Origin of the sequence: Oceanisphaera ostreae (assembly GCF_042676125.1) — a bacterium.
Classification (GTDB): Bacteria; Pseudomonadota; Gammaproteobacteria; order Enterobacterales; family Aeromonadaceae; genus Oceanimonas; species Oceanimonas ostreae.
In genome coordinates, this window is the sequence record NZ_JBHTJS010000025.1 from 41,252 (window position 1) to 62,361 (window position 21,110).

The 21,110-nt window shown below is 49.5% G+C and carries 18 protein-coding genes; 8 read left to right on the top strand and 10 right to left on the bottom strand.

All coding sequences use genetic code 11. The features are described 5' to 3' along the window. Positions 1–241 precede the first annotated feature (241 nt). Positions 242–544: a DUF3301 domain-containing protein gene (locus tag ACFQ1C_RS06265; protein WP_379557743.1), complete on the bottom strand. Its 303-nt coding sequence runs from the start codon at positions 542–544 to the stop codon at positions 242–244. After that, positions 541–1,575 (bottom strand): DUF3549 family protein, encoded by a 1,035-nt coding sequence (locus ACFQ1C_RS06270; RefSeq protein ID WP_379557744.1) that lies wholly within the window; start codon positions 1,573–1,575, stop codon positions 541–543. Before ACFQ1C_RS06270 ends, ACFQ1C_RS06265 begins: the two co-directional genes overlap by 4 nt. Before the next feature lie 87 nt (positions 1,576–1,662). On the opposite strand from ACFQ1C_RS06270, the gene ACFQ1C_RS06275 reads away from it, so the two are divergent. From ACFQ1C_RS06275 to ACFQ1C_RS06285, 3 genes are all read left to right on the top strand, one after another. Beyond that, positions 1,663–1,998 (top strand): YqcC family protein, encoded by a 336-nt coding sequence (locus tag ACFQ1C_RS06275; protein WP_379557745.1) that lies wholly within the window; start codon positions 1,663–1,665, stop codon positions 1,996–1,998. Next, complete coding sequence (truC, locus tag ACFQ1C_RS06280) at positions 1,995–2,735, top strand: tRNA pseudouridine(65) synthase TruC (protein ID WP_379557746.1); 741 nt, start codon at positions 1,995–1,997, stop codon at positions 2,733–2,735. The genes ACFQ1C_RS06275 and truC overlap by 4 nt, the downstream gene beginning before the upstream one ends. A gap of 221 nt (positions 2,736–2,956) precedes the next feature. Then, on the top strand, positions 2,957–3,397 hold the full coding sequence (locus ACFQ1C_RS06285; protein ID WP_379557747.1) for a flavodoxin: 441 nt from the start codon (positions 2,957–2,959) through the stop codon (positions 3,395–3,397). A gap of 194 nt (positions 3,398–3,591) precedes the next feature. On the opposite strand, the gene ACFQ1C_RS06290 is transcribed toward ACFQ1C_RS06285, so the two are convergent. Together ACFQ1C_RS06290 and ACFQ1C_RS06295 are read right to left on the bottom strand one after the other, a co-directional pair. Continuing rightward, positions 3,592–4,578, bottom strand: coding sequence for a diaminopimelate dehydrogenase (locus ACFQ1C_RS06290; protein ID WP_379557748.1), 987 nt, complete (start codon positions 4,576–4,578; stop codon positions 3,592–3,594). Positions 4,579–5,149: 571 nt separating this feature from the next. Beyond that, positions 5,150–5,989 carry a CvfB family protein gene (locus ACFQ1C_RS06295; protein ID WP_379557749.1) on the bottom strand — a complete coding sequence of 280 codons (840 nt, stop codon included), beginning with the start codon at positions 5,987–5,989 and terminating at the stop codon, positions 5,150–5,152. Between the two features lie 314 nt (positions 5,990–6,303). Between ACFQ1C_RS06295 and ACFQ1C_RS06300 the strand changes: the two genes are divergently transcribed. Together ACFQ1C_RS06300 and ACFQ1C_RS06305 are read left to right on the top strand one after the other, a co-directional pair. Continuing rightward, positions 6,304–8,193 (top strand): SLC13 family permease, encoded by a 1,890-nt coding sequence (locus ACFQ1C_RS06300; protein WP_379557750.1) that lies wholly within the window; start codon positions 6,304–6,306, stop codon positions 8,191–8,193. Between the two features lie 289 nt (positions 8,194–8,482). Continuing rightward, positions 8,483–8,758, top strand: coding sequence for a DUF3081 family protein (locus ACFQ1C_RS06305; RefSeq protein WP_379557751.1), 276 nt, complete (start codon positions 8,483–8,485; stop codon positions 8,756–8,758). A gap of 118 nt (positions 8,759–8,876) precedes the next feature. Here ACFQ1C_RS06305 and dbpA read toward each other — a convergent pair whose 3' ends face one another. The 3 genes from dbpA to cspD form a co-directional block, all read right to left on the bottom strand. Further along, positions 8,877–10,253 (bottom strand): ATP-dependent RNA helicase DbpA, encoded by a 1,377-nt coding sequence (gene dbpA, locus ACFQ1C_RS06310; RefSeq protein WP_379557752.1) that lies wholly within the window; start codon positions 10,251–10,253, stop codon positions 8,877–8,879. Positions 10,254–10,538: 285 nt separating this feature from the next. Further along, positions 10,539–13,169, bottom strand: a complete 2,631-nt coding sequence (glnD, locus tag ACFQ1C_RS06315; RefSeq protein ID WP_379557817.1) for a bifunctional uridylyltransferase/uridylyl-removing protein GlnD — start codon at positions 13,167–13,169, stop codon at positions 10,539–10,541. A 497-nt stretch (positions 13,170–13,666) separates the two neighbouring features. Then, positions 13,667–13,876, bottom strand: a complete 210-nt coding sequence (gene cspD / locus ACFQ1C_RS06320) for a cold shock domain-containing protein CspD (RefSeq protein WP_379557753.1) — start codon at positions 13,874–13,876, stop codon at positions 13,667–13,669. Between the two features lie 405 nt (positions 13,877–14,281). On the opposite strand from cspD, the gene clpS reads away from it, so the two are divergent. Next, entirely contained in the window at positions 14,282–14,599 is a 318-nt protein-coding gene (clpS, locus tag ACFQ1C_RS06325; protein ID WP_379557754.1) for an ATP-dependent Clp protease adapter ClpS, read from the top strand. Between the two features lie 48 nt (positions 14,600–14,647). Continuing rightward, positions 14,648–16,903 (top strand): ATP-dependent Clp protease ATP-binding subunit ClpA, encoded by a 2,256-nt coding sequence (gene clpA / locus ACFQ1C_RS06330; RefSeq protein ID WP_379557755.1) that lies wholly within the window; start codon positions 14,648–14,650, stop codon positions 16,901–16,903. Between the two features lie 176 nt (positions 16,904–17,079). On the opposite strand, the gene infA is transcribed toward clpA, so the two are convergent. The 3 genes from infA to aat form a co-directional block, all read right to left on the bottom strand. Continuing rightward, entirely contained in the window at positions 17,080–17,298 is a 219-nt protein-coding gene (infA, locus tag ACFQ1C_RS06335) for a translation initiation factor IF-1 (protein ID WP_007419779.1), read from the bottom strand. An 83-nt stretch (positions 17,299–17,381) separates the two neighbouring features. Further along, positions 17,382–18,077 carry an arginyltransferase gene (locus tag ACFQ1C_RS06340; RefSeq protein ID WP_379557818.1) on the bottom strand — a complete coding sequence of 232 codons (696 nt, stop codon included), beginning with the start codon at positions 18,075–18,077 and terminating at the stop codon, positions 17,382–17,384. Next, positions 18,062–18,766, bottom strand: a complete 705-nt coding sequence (gene aat / locus ACFQ1C_RS06345; RefSeq protein ID WP_379557756.1) for a leucyl/phenylalanyl-tRNA--protein transferase — start codon at positions 18,764–18,766, stop codon at positions 18,062–18,064. Before aat ends, ACFQ1C_RS06340 begins: the two co-directional genes overlap by 16 nt. Before the next feature lie 288 nt (positions 18,767–19,054). Here aat and dauA point away from each other — a divergent pair, with 288 nt between their 5' ends. Further along, positions 19,055–20,785 (top strand): C4-dicarboxylic acid transporter DauA, encoded by a 1,731-nt coding sequence (gene dauA / locus ACFQ1C_RS06350; protein WP_379557757.1) that lies wholly within the window; start codon positions 19,055–19,057, stop codon positions 20,783–20,785. Positions 20,786–21,110 lie beyond the last annotated feature (325 nt).

Consider the following 21,110-nt stretch of genomic DNA (forward strand, 5'->3'; position numbering starts at 1 on the left):
TGTAATCTCCTTATAGAGTGAAGGGTCGAAGCCCTAACCTAACACCTAGACCTTAAAGATTCTTTGCCACAGAATCCACGGAAAAATTAAGCTGAGATAGGAGCGAAGAGTGCCAAGGGATTTTATTGGTAAGAGCCAAATCTAGCGCACAGCTAAAAGAAGGCTCTGCTCTTTGTTTTCTTCCGTGTATTCCGTGGCAAAAATATCTTTAGGTTTTGATTCTGTCGCTTTCAGTTTTAGCTTAAAGCATAGATGACGATGATTCGCGTAACACGGGAACAGACACGTCCAATACCTTTAAATGGTGCAACAATAACTTCCCTTCATCATGTTGCAGGCCATCGTGGCTAAATTCAAAGCGAAATTGGGCGAGCAAGCGACCTTTTTGCCATTTATAGCGATAGCGGTACACGCTTAACAGTTGAAACTGTTGCTGGCGACAATAGCGCTCTAGCCATTGGCGAGCGAACTCACTTTGGCGTCGAATCTGCCAATATCCCGCACCGAATATAAATAGGCCCAGCAGCCCGAGTAGCTCTGTCATACTGCGCCAGTAAACAAGGTGCCTAGCGCATTTTTTAAGCTAGAGGACAAGGCTGAGTTGTGCAAGTTGCCAAGGATCAGCGGGCGTAAAGCAGGAATAGAAACCAGCTCGGCAAACAGACCGTTAAACAGCTCGCCATGATGTTCGGCCAACTGTTCAAGATAAGTAATAAGCAGGGTTTCATCGGTCAAATCTTGCCATAGGCGTGCCGCCAAGCTCAGCATTACCGGCTGACTGGGCGTTAATGTCAGTAAGGTGGCTATTTTTTGTTGGCGGGCTGTGCACGTCGGACTGCCGGCGGTGGCGCGTAATAATTGGGCAATGCGCTCTTGGTTAGGCTGCTGGCGCTCAAGCTCGGTGCTGATAGTGCTAAGTAGGCGTTCGCTAATGACGCTAGGCAGTGGATGATGCTCACACTGGCTAAGCAGCGCATCCTGTACCGGTTGTGGGAGTCCGAGTAAATGCGCGGCTAACGCCTGACTTAATGCGCGGTCTTGTTGTAAACGAGCCGTCAGATCGGCAAGGCCTTGTAATCCAAGCTGTTGCCAGTCGTGTTGTTTAGGATCCTGCACATAATCACACACGTCGTTAAAAAAGACGGATGGCGGCAAATTTAGCGCCAAGCCTAACCTTGCATGAAAGGCGGCTAGCTTGTCTTGGGAAGGCTGAAAGGTAAAAGGCGTTTGTGCTAGACGCTGTTGCTGCTCGTCGGTTAGCTCGCCACTAATGTCCTGGCCTAGCTGCTCAACCAAGGCGGCTAAAAAGTGCTTAACGGCACCATTATTAAATAGGCCACGCTCATCAAGCGGTAATTTAAGAAACCACACATAGGGCTGAGTTTGGCTGTGTTGCTGCCAGTAGCAGACGGCCAGCCAGGCATGACGTTGCAACGGCCAGGGGTAGGGTCTTTGATTGGCTTCTATGGCGGCAAAGTCGTCATGGCTTAATGGCTGTAGACGCCGACCCAAGTCATAAAGGCGAAACTCGGTGCCTGCCTGGGTTAAAAATTCACTCAAGGTATTTATTTGCATCGGTTTCTCCTGTTGAACAGCCGCTGATTATAGGGAGTCACGCGCCAAGATGGTATAGTCAGCGCGTGTTTTAACAGGAGCCAGTATATGTCAGCCTATGCTCAACAGCGGTTAAATGTCATTGCAGATGAGCTAAAAGCGCTATCTTGGTGGCAAATTGAGCCTCCCAGTGCTGCCGCTCTCGCCAGCACAGAGCCGTTTTGTCTGGATACGTTAACCTTTGCGCAGTGGCTGCAATTTGTGTTGTTAGTCCGCTTGCAAGCAATGTTAGATGCAAAAATGCCCCTGCCAAGCCAAATTTCGATTTATCCCATGGCTAGCGAAAGTTTTAAATCTGAGACTGCAGATACTAGTAGGTTAAAAGAAGCCATAGCCCAATTAGATGAGTGTTTATCGGGTCAGCCGGTGGTACGCGAAGCATGAGCGTCGATATCATTTATGAAGACGAATTTTTGGTGGCCATTAATAAAGACGCGGGCTTATTAGTGCATCGCAGTTGGCTGGATAAAGGCGAAACGCGCTTTGCGATGCAGCTCACTCGAGATGCCGTTGGTTGCCATGTGTTTCCGGTACACCGCTTGGATCGGCCTACGTCTGGAGTGTTACTGTTTGCTAAAAGTGCGGCTGTGGCCCGCCTGCTGACGGAGGCATTTACCGAGCATAGGGTAAGTAAGCAATATGTGGCGGTGGTGCGCGGATTTATGCCCGAGCTGGGTACTTTGGATTATGCGCTAAGTTTTCAGCCGGATGCCATTGCGGATAAGTTTGCTGATCTGGATAAGCCACCTCAGCCGGCCATTACGCATTGGCAGAGCTTGGCGCAAATAGAGCTGCCGTTTGCGGTATCGAAGAAGCATTCCACCAGTCGTTACAGCCTAGTGCGCTTGATACCCGAAACGGGGCGCAAGCATCAATTGCGTCGACACATGGCACATTTATTTCATCCCATTGTGGGTGATACTAGTCATGGTGATGGACGGCATAACCGCTTTTTTCGGGAGCAATATAATTGCCAACGTATGCTGTTGCACGCCAGCCGCCTATCGTTAACGCACCCCGTCACCGGGAAGGCTTTACAACTTGATGCCGAGCTTGATGCTGACTGGCAGCATATTCTCGAAGAATTTAATTGGTTAAACAGTGCGAAGAGTGAAGAGTAAAGGGTGAAGAGGACGACACAACACCTGCAGCTAAATCAAAACCGCAAGACTTTTTGCTACAAGAAGCGTGGCGAAAGCTTTTAAGATTGAGGTGTTAGCTTTCACCCTTCACGCGGCACTCTGAACGGTGTTTTGTTTATCACTTTTATTAGTAGCTGATAGCTTACGGCTGACAGCTACTACTAGCTGCCCGTAGGGCAAAAGTATTTAAAGGAGTCATTATGGCAGCAGTAGATATTATCGTGGGCAGTGTATATGGATCGGCATTTTCCGTTGCCGAAACGCTAGAAGAAGCATTGATTGGCGCCGGCCATCAGGTGACATTACATGAAGAAGCCGAGCTTTCAGATTTAGACGCTAGCCATTTTTGGCTATGGGTTACCTCTACCACGGGGCAGGGGGAGTTGCCGCCTAACTTGTTGCCGCTGTTTGAAGAAATGCGCGAAAGTTGCCCGCCCATGCCTCAGTTACGCTATGCGCAGGTCACGTTGGGTGACAGCAGTTATGATCATTTTTGCGGTGCGGGTGTGCAATTAGCCGCCTTACTACAAGAGCTGCAAGCACAGGCTGTAACCGACGAATTACAAGTGGATGCCAGCGAAACATTGGATCCCGAAGAGCCAGCACTCGCGTGGCTAAAAGGCTGGATGGATAAAATATAAAAGCAGTACCGATCGCCCAGCTAACACAAAAGACAGCGTAGGGTACAAGCCAAGGACGGGCGGTGTTTGTTCTTTACTTACGGCGTACAGCTGCACGAAGGGCCGAGATAATGGCAAAAAAAGCACCGAGCTTAAAGGCTCGGTGCTTTTTATCTTTAACTGACAGCTTACCGCTGAAGGCTTAAAGCTGTATTTTAAAGCATTTCTTTACGCAGTTGGGCGGGTGTCTTAGGTGACAATAAGCCTGGAGCAATATCGAATACGGTTTTGGCGCCGGTGTCGCCTGCTTGGCTAAGCTTGTGTACCGCCCGCGCGTACGCGACCAACACGCTAGACGTAAACTCGGGGTTACTGCCCAACTTCAATGAAAATTCCAACACTTGTTTAGTGTTGTCGGCACCGCTTTCACCACTGCGGATCACAAAGCCACCATGGGGCATGCTGCTGTGTTGCGCGGTAAAGGTTTGTGCGTCGATAAAGTTAACCGTAGTGTCATAGTCGGAGAAGTAATCCGGCATGTTGACTATGGTCGAGCGTACGGCTTCGGCATCGGCGCCGTCTGCCAATACGATAAAGCATTCACGAGTGTGTTTTTCACGAGTGGTTAACTGTGGCAGTTCACCATTACGTACCCGAGCCATAGCGGGTTCAGAAGGCAGCGTGTATTGTACGCCCGATTTAACGCCTTCTACCCGACGTATCGCGTCTGAGTGACCCTGACTTAACCCTTTACCCCAAAAGGTGTAAGTTTCGCCTTGGGGTAGAATAGCTTCACCAAACAAGCGGTTGAGAGAGAACAGACCCGGATCCCAGCCTACAGATAACAAGGCAACCTTGCCGGCTTTTTGTGCGGGAGCATCGAGGGCGGTGAAGTACTCAGGAATTTTGGCGTGGGTATCAAAGCTGTCGACTATGTTGAACAGACCAGCCAAGTAGGGGCCTTGCTCGGGTAAGTCGGACTTAGACCCACCACATAACAGCAGCACATCTATGTCGTTTTGATATTGCTCGATATCGTCCATCGAATAAACCGGCACTGTGCTGTCAAGCAGCGTGACACCGGCCGGATCGCGACGGCTGAATACAGACACAAGACGCATGTCAGGGCTTTGCTTAATGGCGGCTTCTGCGCCGCGGCCAAGGTTGCCATAGCCGGCAATGGCGATTCTAATTTGTGTCATCTGTATGCCTTTTGTTTGAGCTGTACTGGCGAGCCAGTCAGTATTCGTATGTATTTGCGTGAGTGACAAATGCTACAAATGCAGTCTTAACTCTGTTTAATGCGGGGCAAAGATGAGCAAACTTGTTACGTTTCCATTGCTTGATAAACGGGGCTATGCTTGCACCGCGCGTCTTTGCCTTCAGGCTGCATTTGTAACGGGGTTATCAATCTAAACCATTTTTGCCACGGAATACATGGAAGAACACGGAAAAATAGCGATTAAATCTGAATAAAAATCGGTGAAGCGTTAAGAGTGAAGAGGACAACACTCGCGCCCAAAGCCAATCTATCCCGCTAAGCAGGACTTACAAGGCGGTATTTGTTTTAGCTGAGGCCTTACAGCCCACCTCTTAGTCACAACTATTATTTGTTTATATTAATGTGGCTTGTCAGGAAAAGGACACTCCTCCTCCGGTTCGCCGACGGCTCTGAACATAGAACAGAGTTGTGACTAAGTGACACCCAATAGATACCCTTCACCCTTGTTTTAGCTAGGCGTTTGGTGCTAAGCCCTTAGCGCTATCGGTGATTTACTCTGACTTGTTAGCGCTGCGAATGCCGTTAACTTCTATCACGATATGACCTTGCTTATATAAGCCGCCAATGGCTTTTTTGAAGGTGCCTTTACTAATACCGAACAAACGGAAGATAGTATCGGGATCGGTTTTATCGTTGACTTGCATAGACCCACCGGCGCGCTCCAATTTGTCGAGTACGGCTTGTGCGGCATCGTCCACCTTACCAGGGCCCAGTTTAAACAGGGTAAGATCGATTTTTCCGTCGTCGCGCACTTGCTTAACATAGCCTTTGCTACTGAGGCCCATAGGGACGCGACCCGAGATATCTGAGCGGAATAGTAAGCCCCAAAACTGGTTATCTACTACGGCTTTAAAGCCTAACTGAGTTTGTTCGGCAACGAGCAAGTCCACTTCATCACCAGGGCGATAAGTGGGCAATTCGCGGCTAAGAAAGCTGTCTAGCTTGCTGCTGGCGACCATGCGACCTTCATGATCTAAATAGAGGTACACCACATAATGGCGGCCTTCTTCCATGGGCCTGGCTTGGCTGCGCTGCGGCACAAAAATATCTTTCTTCATGCCCCAATCAAGAAAAGCGCCCAAACGGTTGGTGGTCACCACTTTTAGTGAAGCAAACTGATATACCAACGCCTTTGGGCTGTCGGTGGTGATCACCGGCTCTTGGTCTGAATCTAGGTAAATAAAAACGGCTATCTCATCACCTGGCTGGCAATCGACCGGCAATTGACGCCGTGGCAAAAATGTTTCGCCATATTCTCCTGCATCCAACCAGCCGCCTTTGTCGTCTAATCGTAACAGGGGCAGGGTGTTATTATCGCCAAGCTTGATCATGAGTCTTACCGTATTTATAAAAAAGTGATTTTAGCCTGAGCGGTTGATAAAGGCCACCATTGCGCGATCACGCATCATTAAAGATTAACAAGAAAACTAGGCGAGTGAAGAGCAGGGTTAACCGTTTAAATTCAACTAATTAAGCTGTTTCGGTATCTTGGTTTACCTGTATTTTTTATTGTCAGACTTGCTAAAAATACTGCTACACTCGGCAAGTTACCCCGCGCATAATGCGGGCTGGGAGATGTGTGGTCCTTATTAAAACACGCCGTTTTAATATAACCCCTCCGATTTTGGGCAGGAGCAAGCAATAAATGAACCCCGAACAAATCACCATTCTTATTATTTTGCTTTGTACTGTACTGATGTTTTTATGGGGCCGTTGGCGCCATGACATGGTGGCGGCGGGCGGGCTGCTGGCCTGCATTTTAACGGGGCTAGTGCCCGCAGATATCGCCTTTGATGGTTTTAGTCACCCTGCGGTGGTTACCGTGGCGTGTGTGTTGGTGCTAAGCAAGGGCCTGCAAAGCTCAGGTGCCGTCGATGTGCTAACTCGCTGGTTACTGCCCTCGAATGCCGGTCCGACGCTTTCTATTGCCGCCCTGACTGCTCTGGGTGCCGTTTTGTCTGCCTTTATGAACAACGTGGGAGCCTTAGCTCTGTTAATGCCGGTGGCGGTGCAAATGGCGCGGCGCAAGCAAATACCCACGGGCAAAGTATTAATGCCATTGTCTTTTGGTACCATTCTTGGCGGCATGACCACCCTGATTGGTACGCCACCTAACTTAATTGTGTCGAGCTTTCGCCAAGCCAGTGGCGAGGAGATGTTCGGCATGTTTGATTTTACCCCCGTGGGGTTGGTGGTTGCGGCCGTTGGTGTGAGTTTTGTAGCGCTAATAGGCTGGCGCATCGTACCGGGGCGCAAACAATCGGGGGCGGATAGCTTTGACTCGGGCGCTTATACTACCGAGGCTCGGGTTCCCGCGGGCTGCAAGGCCGAAGGCATGACGCTGCGTGAAATAGAGCAGGCCCTAGTAGAAGCCGATGCTCAGGTACTGGGCCTAGTACGTAACGAGGTTAGGGTCACCACGCCCAGTCCACGTCGTCGCGCGCGTGCCGGCGATATTCTGATACTGGAAGCGGAAGCAGAAACTTTGGCCAGTGCCTTATCTAGCCTGGGGCTGAAACTGGAAGAAGCCAAGGCGACCCGAGATGAAAAAGAAAAAGAAAAGGCCAAAGAGGACGATAAAAACGGCAGCAGTAAAACTCTCGCCGCCGCCGAAGCCGTGCCAACGAGCAAGGCTGACAAGAGCGATAATACAGATGAGAGCAGCAGCGATTCAAATGACGAAGTGTTGCTGATGGAGTTGGTGGTGTTACCCAGCTCTGGCTTGCTGGGGCGTACGGCCTCGGGCATTCAGCTTCGAACCAGCTATGGCATTAACTTGCTGGCGATATCGCGCCAAGGCAAGCGGTCGGTCAAACGACTGCGAGCCCAGGCGTTTAAAGCCGGCGATTTGTTGATGATGCAGGGCGGACCTGAGGCGATTGCCGAATTTGCCTCCAGCACCGGTTGTGTACCGCTGGCCGAACGTGAATTGCGCATTCCTGACAAACGCATGGCGCTGTTGGCCACCGTGATTATGGCCGCGTCGGTATCGGCGGCGGCTATTGGCCTCTTACCTGCAGCGGTGGCGTTTGCGGCCGGTGTGCTGTTGTCTATGGTGGTGCGTACCGTACCACCGCGCTCGGTTTATAGTGCCATTGACTGGCCGGTTATTGTGTTGTTAGGAGCGCTGTTTCCGGTGGCACAAGCCATGGAATCGACAGGCACCGCCGAGTTACTTGCCAACTTGTTACTTAATGGTGTGGCACAAGGGCACGCTACTATTGCGCTTATTCTGATCTTAGTGGTCACCATGAACTTGTCCGACCTAATGAATAATGCAGCAACGGCGGCAGTGATGTGCCCAATTGCTATTGGCACTGCAAACCAGCTGGGGGTCAGCATAGACCCCTTTTTAATGGCGGTAGCCATTGGCGGGTCATGCGCATTTTTAACACCGATTGGTCATCAAAATAATACCCTGATACTGGGGCCCGGTGGGTTTCGTTTCGGGGATTACTGGCGACTGGGATTGCCATTGGATATCTTGGTGATATCGGTGAGCATACCTATGTTACTGTGGGTGTGGCCTTTTTAGGTTAGTGCAGTGCCAAGCTGTAAGATAAAAGACAAACCTATTTTTGCCACGGAATACACGGAAGAACACGGAAAAATTAAGCTGAGATAAGAACGAAAAGTACACAGAACTCTTATTGCTAAGAAGAAAATAAAACAGTTAGAAGGTGGTCATTAGGTTGTCCTCTTCACTCTTTACGCTTCCCCCTTAACAGGTTTTTATTCAGGTTTAATCTCTATTTTTCCGTGGATTCCGTTGCGAAAAAGTCTTAACGTAAGGCGTAGAACGTGGGTTAATTCAGGAGTCAGATATGCAGAATGAGTTGAACAACAAGGTCGTGTTAGAAGTGTTTGATAAAATTCGTCGTTTTGGTGAGCCTTACGAAGACGGGCATCGGTTAGATGGCGTGGTCGCCAGCAGTGACTTTGATGGTTACAGCGCGGTGTTATCGGGCAGTGGCGTGACCTTGCAGATTAACTTTCATCAAAGCTATGAGTTTGACTACAGCAGTGAAAAACTAAAGGGTCAGTTTATGGATAAAATTGACTATATTCATCGTCATTACAACGACCGTGGCCGAGATTAGCGCTTCGCGCAATGTTGAATGAAGGCGAAAAAAAGCACCGAACCTACAAGGTCGGTGCTTTTTAGTTTGTTAGCTCGGAGCTGGGCGCTTACTGCTATTTCTCACGCTTCACCTGCTGTTAAATCATTCGAACTTTAACGACACGGCCTTTAATTTTGCCTTGTTGCAGATGCTTGAGAGCCTTGTTGGCGACGTCTCTGTGCACGGCTACGTAAGATTGCATTTCTGAAATATCAATCTTGCCAACTTCGCTACCGCTAATACCCGCTTCACCAGTTAAGGCGCCCAAAATATCGCCCGCGCGGATCTTACTCTTACGTCCGCCGGCAATATTAAGGGTAACCATCTCAGGTTGCAGTGGCGCTATGTTTTCATTGAGATCAGCCAGTGAGCCTTGAACGATAGGCGCGCGCTGATATTCTTCAATCATGTTCACGCGGTAGGCTTCTTGAGGGCTGTATAGGCTTAATGCTAAACCTTGCTGGCCCGCACGACCGGTTCGACCTACGCGGTGTACGTGTGTTTCTGGGTCTTGGGTAATGTCATAGTTGATAACCGCCGCCAGCTCTTTGATGTCGAGGCCGCGAGCCGCAACGTCGGTAGCTACCAGAATATTGGCACTGCCGTTAGAGAAACGAATTAACACTTGGTCGCGCTCACGCTGCTCAAGGTCACCATTTAATGCCAAGGCAGAAAAGCCAAGCTCGGTGAGATGATCGGCCACTTCTTGACAGGCACGCTTAGTATTACAAAACACCACTGCCGAGCGTGGTGCATAGTGGCCAAGTAACGTGGCAAGAGCTTGCTTGCGCAGGTGCGGGACCACTTCAAATAGCAGTTGTACTATGGTGTCGGCTCGTTGTTCATCGGCCACCGAGATACGCTCGGGATTTTGTTGCAACCCGCGGCTAAGATCGGCAATACCTTCAGGATAGGTCGCTGAAAAAAGCAGGGTCTGACGTGGCGTGGGTGCAAAGTCGACCACGAGGTCGATATCATCGGCAAACCCCATGTCGAGCATGCGATCTGCTTCATCTAGCACCAAGGTATTCAAATCGTCCAGAACCAAGCTACCTTGCTCTAGGTGCTTTAGCATACGACCTGGGGTTCCCACCACAATGTGGGCACCAAATGCAAGAGAGGCGGTTTGTGCGGCGGTAGGTGAACCACCACACAAGACCACGAGTTTAACGTTGGCCATGGCACGAGCTAGCCGGCGCAATTCTCGTGCTACCTGATCGGCTAGTTCGCGAGTAGGGCACAGCACCATGGTTTGTACGCTTAGTCGATTAACATCAAGGTTAGCCAACAAGGCCAGACCAAAGGCCACGGTTTTACCGCTACCGGTGCTGGCCTGAGCAATAACGTCTTTACCATTCAGCATCAGAGGCAGACTCTGAGCCTGAATAGGTGTCATACGGGTATATTCAAGGCTGGTCAGGTTAGCGATCAGCGCAGGGTCCAGAGACAGTGTGGAAAATTCGGTGTTGGTCACGGGGAAACTCTTGATGTTAGATAAAAAGGGCGCACTTAAGGCGGGCTCGCATTATAGCAGAAAAGCGCCAAGCGTGGCGCTTCGCGCAATGTTTAATTTTGCATGTTTAATGTTGAGTTAAGTGCATGTTCTAGCACCAAGCTCAAGACGAACACCGCACTGGGCTAGTCTCTGTCACTATGCCATCTTGCCGGGCTCGACCCGGTATCGGCTCTTTGCCTTAAAAGCAGATCCTGACTTTCGTCAGGATGACGGCATATATTATGATCGCTCTTTTTTTGTTAGTTACTCGCTATTTTCAAGGCTCAGCTCTGCCACTAACTTTTCACGTAATAGTGCTTGCTCTTGCTCGTTTAAGGGCAGGCTTTGTTGATTGGTAAGGCTAAAAAAGTCTTCTACGCGCTCGCCAATGGTGGTGATTTTAGCCGCATGCAGATTTAACTTTAATTGGCTAAAAATATTGCCAACACGAGCCAATAAACCGGGCGTGTCTAAGGCAACCAGCTCCACTAATGTGCGTTTAGTGGGCCTTTGAGGGCGCATAAAGTTCACTTGAGTGGTGACGGTAAACTCTCGATGGCGTCGAGAAGGCGGCCGAATGCGCACTTTGGGCGGTTCTGAGTGGATTAATACGTCGCTAAGGCGCTGACATAAGTCGCTCAACCTGTCGCCACTCACGGGCTGACCGTCTGGCTCGAGCACAATAAAGGTGTCGAGGGCATAGCCGTCTTTAGATGTCATAATTTGCGCATCATGGATATTCAGATTTTTTTGATCCAATGCTGCCGCCACGCGACCGAATAAGTTGGGGGAGTCGGGGCAATAGATAAATAACTCGCTGCCACCTCGGCCCGGCTGTTGGCTAATTTGCACTAACGGGCGTGGGCTATTGTCATGAGCAAGAATGTGCCGGCTATGCCAAGCTATTTGCTCTGGCGTGTGTCGCAAAAAATAGTCGGCCGTAAAGCGCGCCCACAACGGTTTTATTTGCTCTTCTGTGGTGTCTAGCCGAGTTAATATTTGTCGTGCTTGACGTTGGTTTTCGCGAATGCGTAAGCGCAGATCTAGTGGGTTTTCTAGCCCGCGGCGCAGTGCTTTTTGCGTTGAAAAGTACAACTCGCGTAACAGGCTGCCTTTCCAGTCATTCCACAGATTATCGTTGGTGGCACAAATATCGGCTACGGTGAGCGTATATAAAAAATCGAGCTGTAACTCATCTTTTATCTTGGTAGCAAATTCGCTGATCACATCAGGATCATAAATATCTCGTCGCTGGGCAGTGACCGACATCAGTAAGTGGTGGCGCACCAGCCACGACACCAAGCGGGCATCGGATGGATCAAGCTCGTGTTGCTGGCAGAATGCCAGAGAGTCCTCGGCACCTAACTCAGAATGATCGCCACCACGGCCTTTGGCAATGTCATGGAACAAGGCTGCCAGGTTGAGTATTTCGGGCTTACGTATTCGGCTGCAAATATCAAAGCACAAGGGGTGACTGCGCTTGGCTTCGGGCTTGCGAAAACGATAAATATTTTTAAGCAGGCGGTGGGTATGCTCGTCTACGGGATAGGCATGAAACATATCAAACTGCATTTGGCCGACAATTTTATTCCACTGAGGAAGATACGCGGCCAAAATGCCATAGCGATGCATTAAGGTAAGAGCCAGGCCACAGCCTTCGTGGTGGCGCATGATCATCATAAACACCTGTCTGCAATCAGCCTGATCACATAAAAAATTGGGTAATAGCCGACGTGCGTCGCGCAGCTCGCGTAGGGTGCTGGAATAAATGCCGGTAATGTGCGGCTGAGCGGCAATTTGATAAAACAGCCGTAATATGGCGGCGGGTTTATCAATAAACAGATTAGGGTGAATGGCATCAATCAAGGTGCCACGTAAGCGAAACTCAGGGGTCAGGGTGGTTACATCCATGGCAATGTGACCCAAAATAGCTTCGTCGAACAACTGCAATAACATTTCGTTTAGCTCGGAGACCCGACGCACCGTTTGATAAAAACGCTTCATCATTTGTTCTATCGGCTCGTTGCCTTCACCGGCAAACCCGAGTGTGGTGGCGACCGCGCGCTGGCGGTCGAACAGCAATCGGTTGTCAGACTTATGAATAGCCATGTGTAGCGCAAAGCGTAGTTTCCATAAAAAATTCTGACAGTCGAGCAGCTCGAGATATTCGTCTTGGCTTAAGAAATCGTGGCTGACCATTTCGTGCAAGGTGGTGGCACCAAAGTGGCGGCGCGTTACCCAGCTGATGGTTTGAATATCGCGAAGGCCCCCTGGGCTATTTTTAATGTCGGGCTCAAGCTTATAGCTGGTGTCTTGATATTGACGGTGGCGCTGAACTTGCTCTTCTCGTTTAGCTTCAAAAAAGGCTTGGCTGGGCCAAAAGGTATCTGGCTCGGTGGCCCGAGTGAGCGCGCCAAAGGTGCGATAGCAGCCGGTGACTAGGCGCGCTTCTATGAGATTGGTGGCAATGGTGAGGTCATTCTCACCTTGTTTAAGGCACTCTGCCACCGAGCGCACACTGTGGCCGATTTCTAATCGCAAATCCCAAAGCATGGTAATAAAACAGCTAATATTCTCATTAATGGCGGGTGTCGCCTCGCAATTACATAAAATGAGCAAGTCAATATCAGAATAGGGGTGCAGTTCGCCACGACCGTAGCCGCCCACGGCCACTAATGCCAACTCGGGGTCTTGTGCTAAGCCCATCTGTTGCCACAACCCGGTGAGCAGTTGGTCCATGTGTTGCGAACGAGTAACCACCAGCTCCATGATGTCATCGCCAGCCTTAAAGCGCTGTTCAAGCCATTGCTGTAGGCGCGCTAATATTTCTTTGCATTTGGGTAAGGTAAGTTCGGCTGGGTCAAACTGGGCCGGAGCGAGCAAGCTGGCATGCATAGGCGCACTATCCTGATAGTCGAAAGTAAGCACTAAGTTAGCATAACAAAGCCTAGCGGGCAGCTCTAAGCCTGCAGCGGTAAGTAACAAAAAAGATAAAAGCCTTTTGCCACGGAATCCACTGACTCCACGGAAAAATAGTGATCAGATCTGAAAGTGAATTTTATGCTAGGAGCCAGGCCACAAGGTCATCACAGGAGGGGCTACCCCAATCAAAAGTTCTTAGGCTCTTGTCGCACGTGAACTGTGCCCCGTGTTCTTCCGTAGCAAAGGGGATCTTTAATTTACAGTTTTGGTTCCACATCTATTACACCGTTCTACTTACCAATAAAATATATTGGGTCTTTCGTATTTATCTCATGTTAATTTTTCAGTGGGTTCAGTGGGTTCAGTGGGTTCAGTGGGTTCAGTTGCGAGAGTATCTGGTCTTTCGTATTGACAAAAAATTAAAGGCGCCGTAGCGCCTTTATTGTTAGAACATGTATATCCGTGCTTTATTATTCGCCCGTCGGTCTGATGCTTATCGCATGGTTTCCTTTAGGGCCTTGTTCAATTTTATATTGTACTAACTGGCCCGCTTTCAGGGTTCTATATCCTTCCATTTCAATGGTAGAAAAGTGTGCGAACACATCTTCACCGCCTTCTTGTGGACAGATAAAGCCAAATCCCTTAGCGTTATTAAACCACTTCACCGTGCCGGTTGTCATACTCGTGCATCCCTTATGCTCAAACATCCTAAACAACAATTGATTAAAGAGTTATGGCCGTATTAACCATCTCTTAATTATCACTAAAGGCGATTCTTCGCCGGACGCGGTAATCATAAAATTACGGCTTATTTAGCGCTATAATTAATCACTACCAAGGCTCTACTCTAATTTAACAGGGAGATGAGTCAAGACTTTGTTTCTTATCTCACAGCTTGGTACTGTCAGTGTTGACAGCACCACTGCAAGCGGTAGGGTGAAGGAAAAGACACTTTAGTGTGTTCCTGATATCCTGAGTGCTAACAAACGATGAAAACCATGGCTTTGAAGGACGCAACGCACAGAAGTCTAAAAATTGACGTCTATGGTGTAGCGAGATCTGGAACAGTGATTTAGAGTAGGTGTATGAGCAGGAGAATTCAGCAGGCTGATGGCGATCAATTAAAAGAGGTGGAAGAAATTGCGCTGCAACCCCCTCCTATGTACAAGGTCATCATAAATAACGACGATTACACCCCCATGGATTTTGTGGTGGAGGTGCTGCAAAAATTCTTTTCTATGGATGAGGACAAGGCAACACAGGTGATGATGTCCGTTCATTACCAAGGTAAGGGAGTATGCGGCCTGTTTACTGCTGAAATAGCAGAGACTAAGGTGGCACAAGTGAACAATCATGCTCGGCTACATGAACACCCGCTGTTGTGTAGCATGGAGCAAGAGTGAGTTAAGACCCGCCGCAACGGGACACCGAAGTTTTTAGGGGAGGTGCCTATGTTGAACAAAGATCTTGAGAGCACGTTGAATGAAGCTTTCAACGAAGCGCGCCGTGCTCGCCACGAGTTCATGACGGTGGAGCACCTGCTACTCGCGTTGTTGAATAATCCAGCTGCCAAAGAAGCGCTCACCGCGTGTGGTGCCGATCTTGAGCAGTTAAGCAAAGAAACGCATCTGTTTATTGAACAGACCACGCCGCTGTTACCGGTAGGCGATGATGAAATTGAAACTCAGCCGACACTCGGTTTTCAACGTGTGCTGCAACGGGCGGTGTTTCATGTGCAATCATCGGGTAATGCCGAAGTAACCGGTGCCAACGTGCTGGTGGCCATTTTCAGCGAGCAAGAATCGCAGGCGGCCTATTTACTGAAAAAAATTCAGATCAGCCGCTTGGATGTGGTTAACTTTTTATCACACGGTGTGCGCAAAGATAGCGAGCAAGAAGACGCGCCTTCTTTGCAGCAAGAAGATGGCAGCGAAGAGGCGGCTAGCAACCAAACAGAAGGCTTTGTGATTAACCTGAACCAATGGGTGAAAGAAGGCCGTATCGACCCGCTGATTGGGCGCGACAATGAAGTGAGCCGTGCGATTCAGGTATTGTGCCGACGCCGCAAAAATAACCCGCTGTTGGTCGGTGAAGCAGGGGTAGGTAAAACCGCCATTGCCGAAGGCTTAGCCTATCGTATTGTGCATGGTGAAGTGCCCGAGATTATTGCCGATAGCATTATTTACTCCCTCGACATGGGCTCCTTACTGGCTGGCACTAAATACCGGGGTGATTTCGAAAAACGTTTTAAGGCGCTGCTCAAACAGTTTGAAAAGCAAAAGGGCGCCATCCTGTTTATTGATGAAATTCACACCATTATTGGTGCCGGTGCGGCGTCTGGCGGCCAGCTAGATGCAGCCAACTTGCTAAAACCGATGTTGTCTAGCGGGCAGATCCGCTGTGTGGGCTCGACCACGTATCAAGAATACAGCCAGATTTTTGAAAAAGACCGTGCACTTGCACGCCGCTTTCAAAAAATCGATATTCCAGAGCCATCAGTAGAAGACACCACTAAAATATTGATGGGGCTGAAAAGTCGGTATGAGGCGCATCATGATGTGCGCTATACCAATCCTGCGATTAAAGCGGCCGCTGAGCTGTCGGCCAAGTACATCAACGATCGTTACTTACCGGATAAGGCGATTGACGTGATTGATGAGGCAGGCGCCAGAATTCGCATGATGCCGCCGTCTAAACGCAAAAAGACGATTGGCGTAGGCGATATTGAAGCCATTGTGGCTAAAATTGCGCGTATTCCTGAAAAGTCCGTTTCTAGCTCCGATAAAGATGCTCTGAAAACCATGGAGTCGAAGCTGAAAATGGTAGTGTTTGGTCAGGATAAGTCGATAGAGGTACTTACTGACGCCATTCGTTTAAGTCGTTCTGGTTTGGGTAACGAGACTCGACCCATTGGCTCTTTCTTGTTTGCCGGCCCTACTGGTGTGGGGAAAACGGAAGTCACCCAGCAGTTATCTCGAGTGTTGGGTATCGAGCTGGTGCGCTTTGATATGTCGGAGTACATGGAGTCACATACGGTGTCGCGTTTAATTGGTGCGCCACCGGGCTATGTGGGTTATGACCAAGGCGGCTTGTTAACCGATGCGGTGATTAAGCATCCTCATGCGGTAGTGCTGCTCGATGAAATAGAAAAGGCACACCAAGATGTGTTCAACCTGTTATTACAGGTAATGGACAACGGTACTCTTACCGATAACAACGGTCGTAAGGCTGATTTTCGCAATGTCATTTTGGTGATGACCACCAACGCTGGGGTGCAAGAGACGGTACGTCAGTCGATTGGTTTTCAGCAGCAGGATCATAGCCCAGACGCCATGATTGAAATAAACCGTACATTTTCGCCTGAATTCCGTAACCGTTTAGACCACATAATTTGGTTTAATAATTTGGATATGGAAGTGATTCATCAGGTGGTGGATAAGTTTATAGTGGCGTTGCAGGCACAGTTAGATGCGAAAGGTGTATCAATGGAGGTGAGTGAACAGGCTCGTCATTGGTTAGCCGAGAAAGGCTATGACAAAACGATGGGAGCACGTCCCATGGGGAGGGTTATTCAACAACAGCTGAAAAAGCCGCTGGCCAACGAGCTGCTGTTTGGCGAACTGGTTGGTGGCGGCTCGGTCAAAGTCACCCTTAAAGACAACGAACTGCATTTTGATTATCAGTCTGAAGCCTCTTTGGCTCACTAAACATGCTGAATACATGATGCCGCTATAATAATACGACAATGCCCAGCCCTATTAGAGCTGGGCATTTTTATTCAAGAGACACATGCCTAACAGAATATAAGCAAGCAAAGCACCCAAAAAAATAGCGAGAAACAGCAACCGCCATTGCTCGCTTTAGGGGGTGACTGGCGAACGAATTAACGAGCGCGGAAAACGATGCGCCCTTTTGACAAATCGTAAGGAGTCAGTTGAACCGTGACCTTGTCGCCGGTAAGGATGCGAATGTAGTTCTTACGCATTTTTCCAGAGATGTGAGCAGTTACCACGTGGCCATTTTCTAGCTCAACGCGAAACATGGTGTTCGGCAGGGTATCCAAAATGGTCCCTTGCATTTCAATACTGTCTTCTTTAGCCATTGAGTCCTCTTGTTAGCGCAGGCAATAAAAGCGGCTGCGATCATGCCGTATTTCGCCCTAAGTGTAAAGTTTTGCTCAGTCTTTCATCGCCAATGCCCGTCTACCCGCCGTTGATGGGGGCGAAAGTGTTGTTTATAGTTCATTTTCTGACAACCATCTACCTGGTATCCCAAGTAAACCCATTTTTTATGTTGTTCTTTGGCCATGGTCACTTGGCTAAGAATGGCAAAGGAGCCAAGAGACCGATGCTCTAGGCTGGGTTCATAAAAAGTGTACATGGCGCTGAATGACTGCTCAAGCTTGTCGGTCACCGCAACGCCAATCAATTGTTGTTCAAGCCAAAATTCAATAAACATGGGCGGTAGCCAGTCGCACGCTAAAAAACCGTTATATTGCTCGCGATTAGCTGGGTACATGGCTCCGTCTTGATGGCGTTGGTTAATGTAACGGCTATATAACTCAAAGTATTCGGGTTTATCTTGCTGACTTAGCGTGATCTGTACGTCACGATTCAGTCGGATAATGCGCTTTTGGCTACGACTGGGCACAAATTGTTCTACGTCTACGCGCAGTGACTCGCAGGCACTACAACGTTGACAATGCGGGCGGTAAATGTCGCGGCCACTGCGGCGAAAACCGGCACTTAACAGCTCTTCATACCCTTGCGGACACAGTCGATTTTTGTCGAGTAGCACCAGTAATTGCTCTTGCTGCCCTGGAAGATAACTGCACGGGTGTTCAGGGGTTAACCCTACCTTGAGGCTTACTTCTCGCATAATACTAACTCGCCTGATTGCCAGCATCCTGATATGAGTGGCTCATGTTGTAGCTGTTGTAGTTTATGCAGAAAACGTGAGCGTGGCCATGCTGTGACGCCCAAACTCATCAAATGGGGATTGGGTAGCTGACAGTCGACCAACTTGCCACCATAGCGGCTGAAATGGCGACACAAGCCGAGCATGGCGAGCTTAGAGCCATTATCTACGAGGTGAAACATCGACTCACCACAGAATAGCGTGCCTAAGCTCATGCCATAAAGGCCTGCGACCAAACGATCCCCTTGCCACACTTCCACCGAATGCGCATAGCCTTGTTGATGTAATTGGCAATAGGCGTGTTCAATATCTGCGGTAATCCAGGTGCCTTCTTTGCGCTCTCTTAGGGAGCGGCAAGCATGAATAACTTGCTCAAAGGCGGTGTTAATGGTCAAACGATAGGTGTTGCGTCGTGCCAATTTGGCGAGGCTGCGACTGACATACAGCTGGTCTGGTTTGATAACGGCACGCGGGTTGGGTGACCACCAGAGCATGGGCTGGTCTTGCTCAAACCATGGGAAAATACCCATCTGATAAGCCAGCCACAGCCGCTGGGTGCTTAAATCACCGCCGATGGCCAGCAGACCGTTTGGGTCTTGCAAAGCCTGCTCAGGTGGCGGAAACCAAAGATGTTCATCGAGTAAGGTCAGCATAAGTAAGTCATGTCGCTACAGTGGGTGAAGAGTGAAGTGTAAATATAGCGCCAAGCGCCCAGCTAAAACCAAACACCGCCCTTAGCTTATCATGCTCTTCTTCTGTGTATTTGGTGGCAAGAATAGGGTTTAGGGTTGCTGGTTGGTGTGTTTTTGGTTATCTCGTCCATTTTACTCTTTACCCATCACTCTTCACCGCTTGAGGGCTGATATTAACATGATTGAATCAATAACTAATGAGCATATAATCAAAGGCATAATATAAATATAAGGTTGCTGGAGAAACGCATGCCGCACCGGGCACATTTATTTTCGTTACGCATTGGCCATGCGTTGCGCGAGAGTTGCTTTAAAGAACGCTACAATCGCCAACGGTTAATAAAAGACGTACTGGCAGGAATGACGGTGGGTATAATTGCCATTCCGTTGGCAATGGCGTTGGCTATTGCGAGTGGCGTTGCTCCTCAATATGGTCTTTATACCGCTATTGTTGGCGGTTTTATTATTGCGCTAACGGGCGGCTCTCGTTTTAGTATTTCTGGCCCTACCGCGGCCTTTGTGGTGATTTTGTATCCCGTCGCTCAGCAATATGGGCTGGGGGGATTATTACTGGCCACTGTTATGTCGGGAGTACTTCTTATTGGCATGGCGGTAGTACGACTGGGTCGCCTGATTGAATATATTCCTGAGTCGGTCACCCTAGGATTTACCGGCGGAATTGGCGTGGTGATCGCCACCTTGCAGATAAAAGACTTTTTAGGCCTAGAGCTTGCGAGCCTGCCCGAACATTATGTGGGCAAGGTAGCCGCACTTGCGACGGCGGTGCCCGATGTATATTGGCCAAGCCTGCTGATTGCGTTATTAACGCTGGCGATAATGTTGGGCTGGCCAAAGCTAAAAACCGGCGTGCCAGCACACTTACCCGCGGTGTTGGTGGCAAGTGTCATCACTTGGCTGTTAAATACTCAGGGCATGAATATTGCCACCATTAGCAGCCAGTTCAGTTATTTATTACCCGATGGCAGCACGGGGCAGGGCATTCCCCCGGTATTGCCCGAATGGGTGTGGCCTTGGCTGCAGCCCGGGCCCAATGGCACTGAGTTAACTCTCGACTGGTCGTTATTCAGCGCCTTACTGCCCGCAGCGTTCGCCATTGCCATGCTGGGGGCCATTGAGTCTTTGTTATGTGCCGTGGTGCTAGATGGTATGACGGGCAAGCGTCACAGTGCCAACAGCGAGCTGTTAGGGCAGGGCATCGGCAACATCATAGCGCCGTTTTTTGGCGGTATTACCGCCACAGCCGCGATTGCTCGTTCGGCAGCCAACGTGAAGGCTGGAGCCGAGTCTCCGGTATCGGGCATGGTGCATGCGTTGGTGGTGTTGGCGGCGTTAGTGTTGCTGGCGCCCATGTTGGCCTATTTGCCGATGCCGGCCATGGCCGCGTTACTGATGGTGGTGGCGTGGAACATGAGTGAGGCACATAAGGCGATAAAACTGCTAAAAACTGCCCCGGTGGGCGATGTATTCGTCTTTTTAACCTGTTTCTCGCTGACTATTTTGTTCGATATGGTGCTAGCTATTACCGCGGGTATCTTGGTGGCGGCAGTGTTGTTTGTGCGTGATATTGCCGAAATGACGAGGGTCTCTGATATTTCAGGTCATCATCGGTTGCTGGCCACGCCTTTGCCTGAAAACTGGTCGGTATTTAAAATTAACGGCCCCTTGTTTTTTGCCGCCGCCGATCGCGTGTTTAGTGAGTTGTCGACGTGGTGCAAGCAGCAAAGTGGTGTGATTTTGTATATGGATGCGGTGTCTATTTTAGATGCGGGCGGGCAGGCGGCATTAAGTCGCTTTGTGCAGCAATGCCAGCAGCGAAACATTGAAGTGGTGATCGCCGATTTACAATTTCAGCCGTTAAAAACGCTAGCTCGTGCCAACGTGCAACCCATCGCCAACGAGCTCTCGTTTTATCCCACCCTGCAACAAGCATTAGAGCAGGTAAGTGGCCGAAAGGCGTGAGGAGTCAAGATAGCGCCCAACACCCAGCTAAACATAGAACAGAGCGTTAAAGACCGAGACTAGAGACATTCTCGCCACGGAATACACGGACCCCACGGAAAATTAAGCTGAGAGAAGAGCGAAAAGTGCCAATATAGCTTATGAGTAAGCGCAGCCTTACGCGATACGCCGTAAGTTAAAGAGAAATATCGTCTCTTGGCTGACAGCGTATGCTTTAATGTACCGCAGCCCTAAGGGGCTGGCCCTTATTAATAAAATATTTTATCCAGATTTGGTCTCTATTTTTCCGTGGGGTCCGTGTATTCCGTGGCAAAAGGCTTTAGGT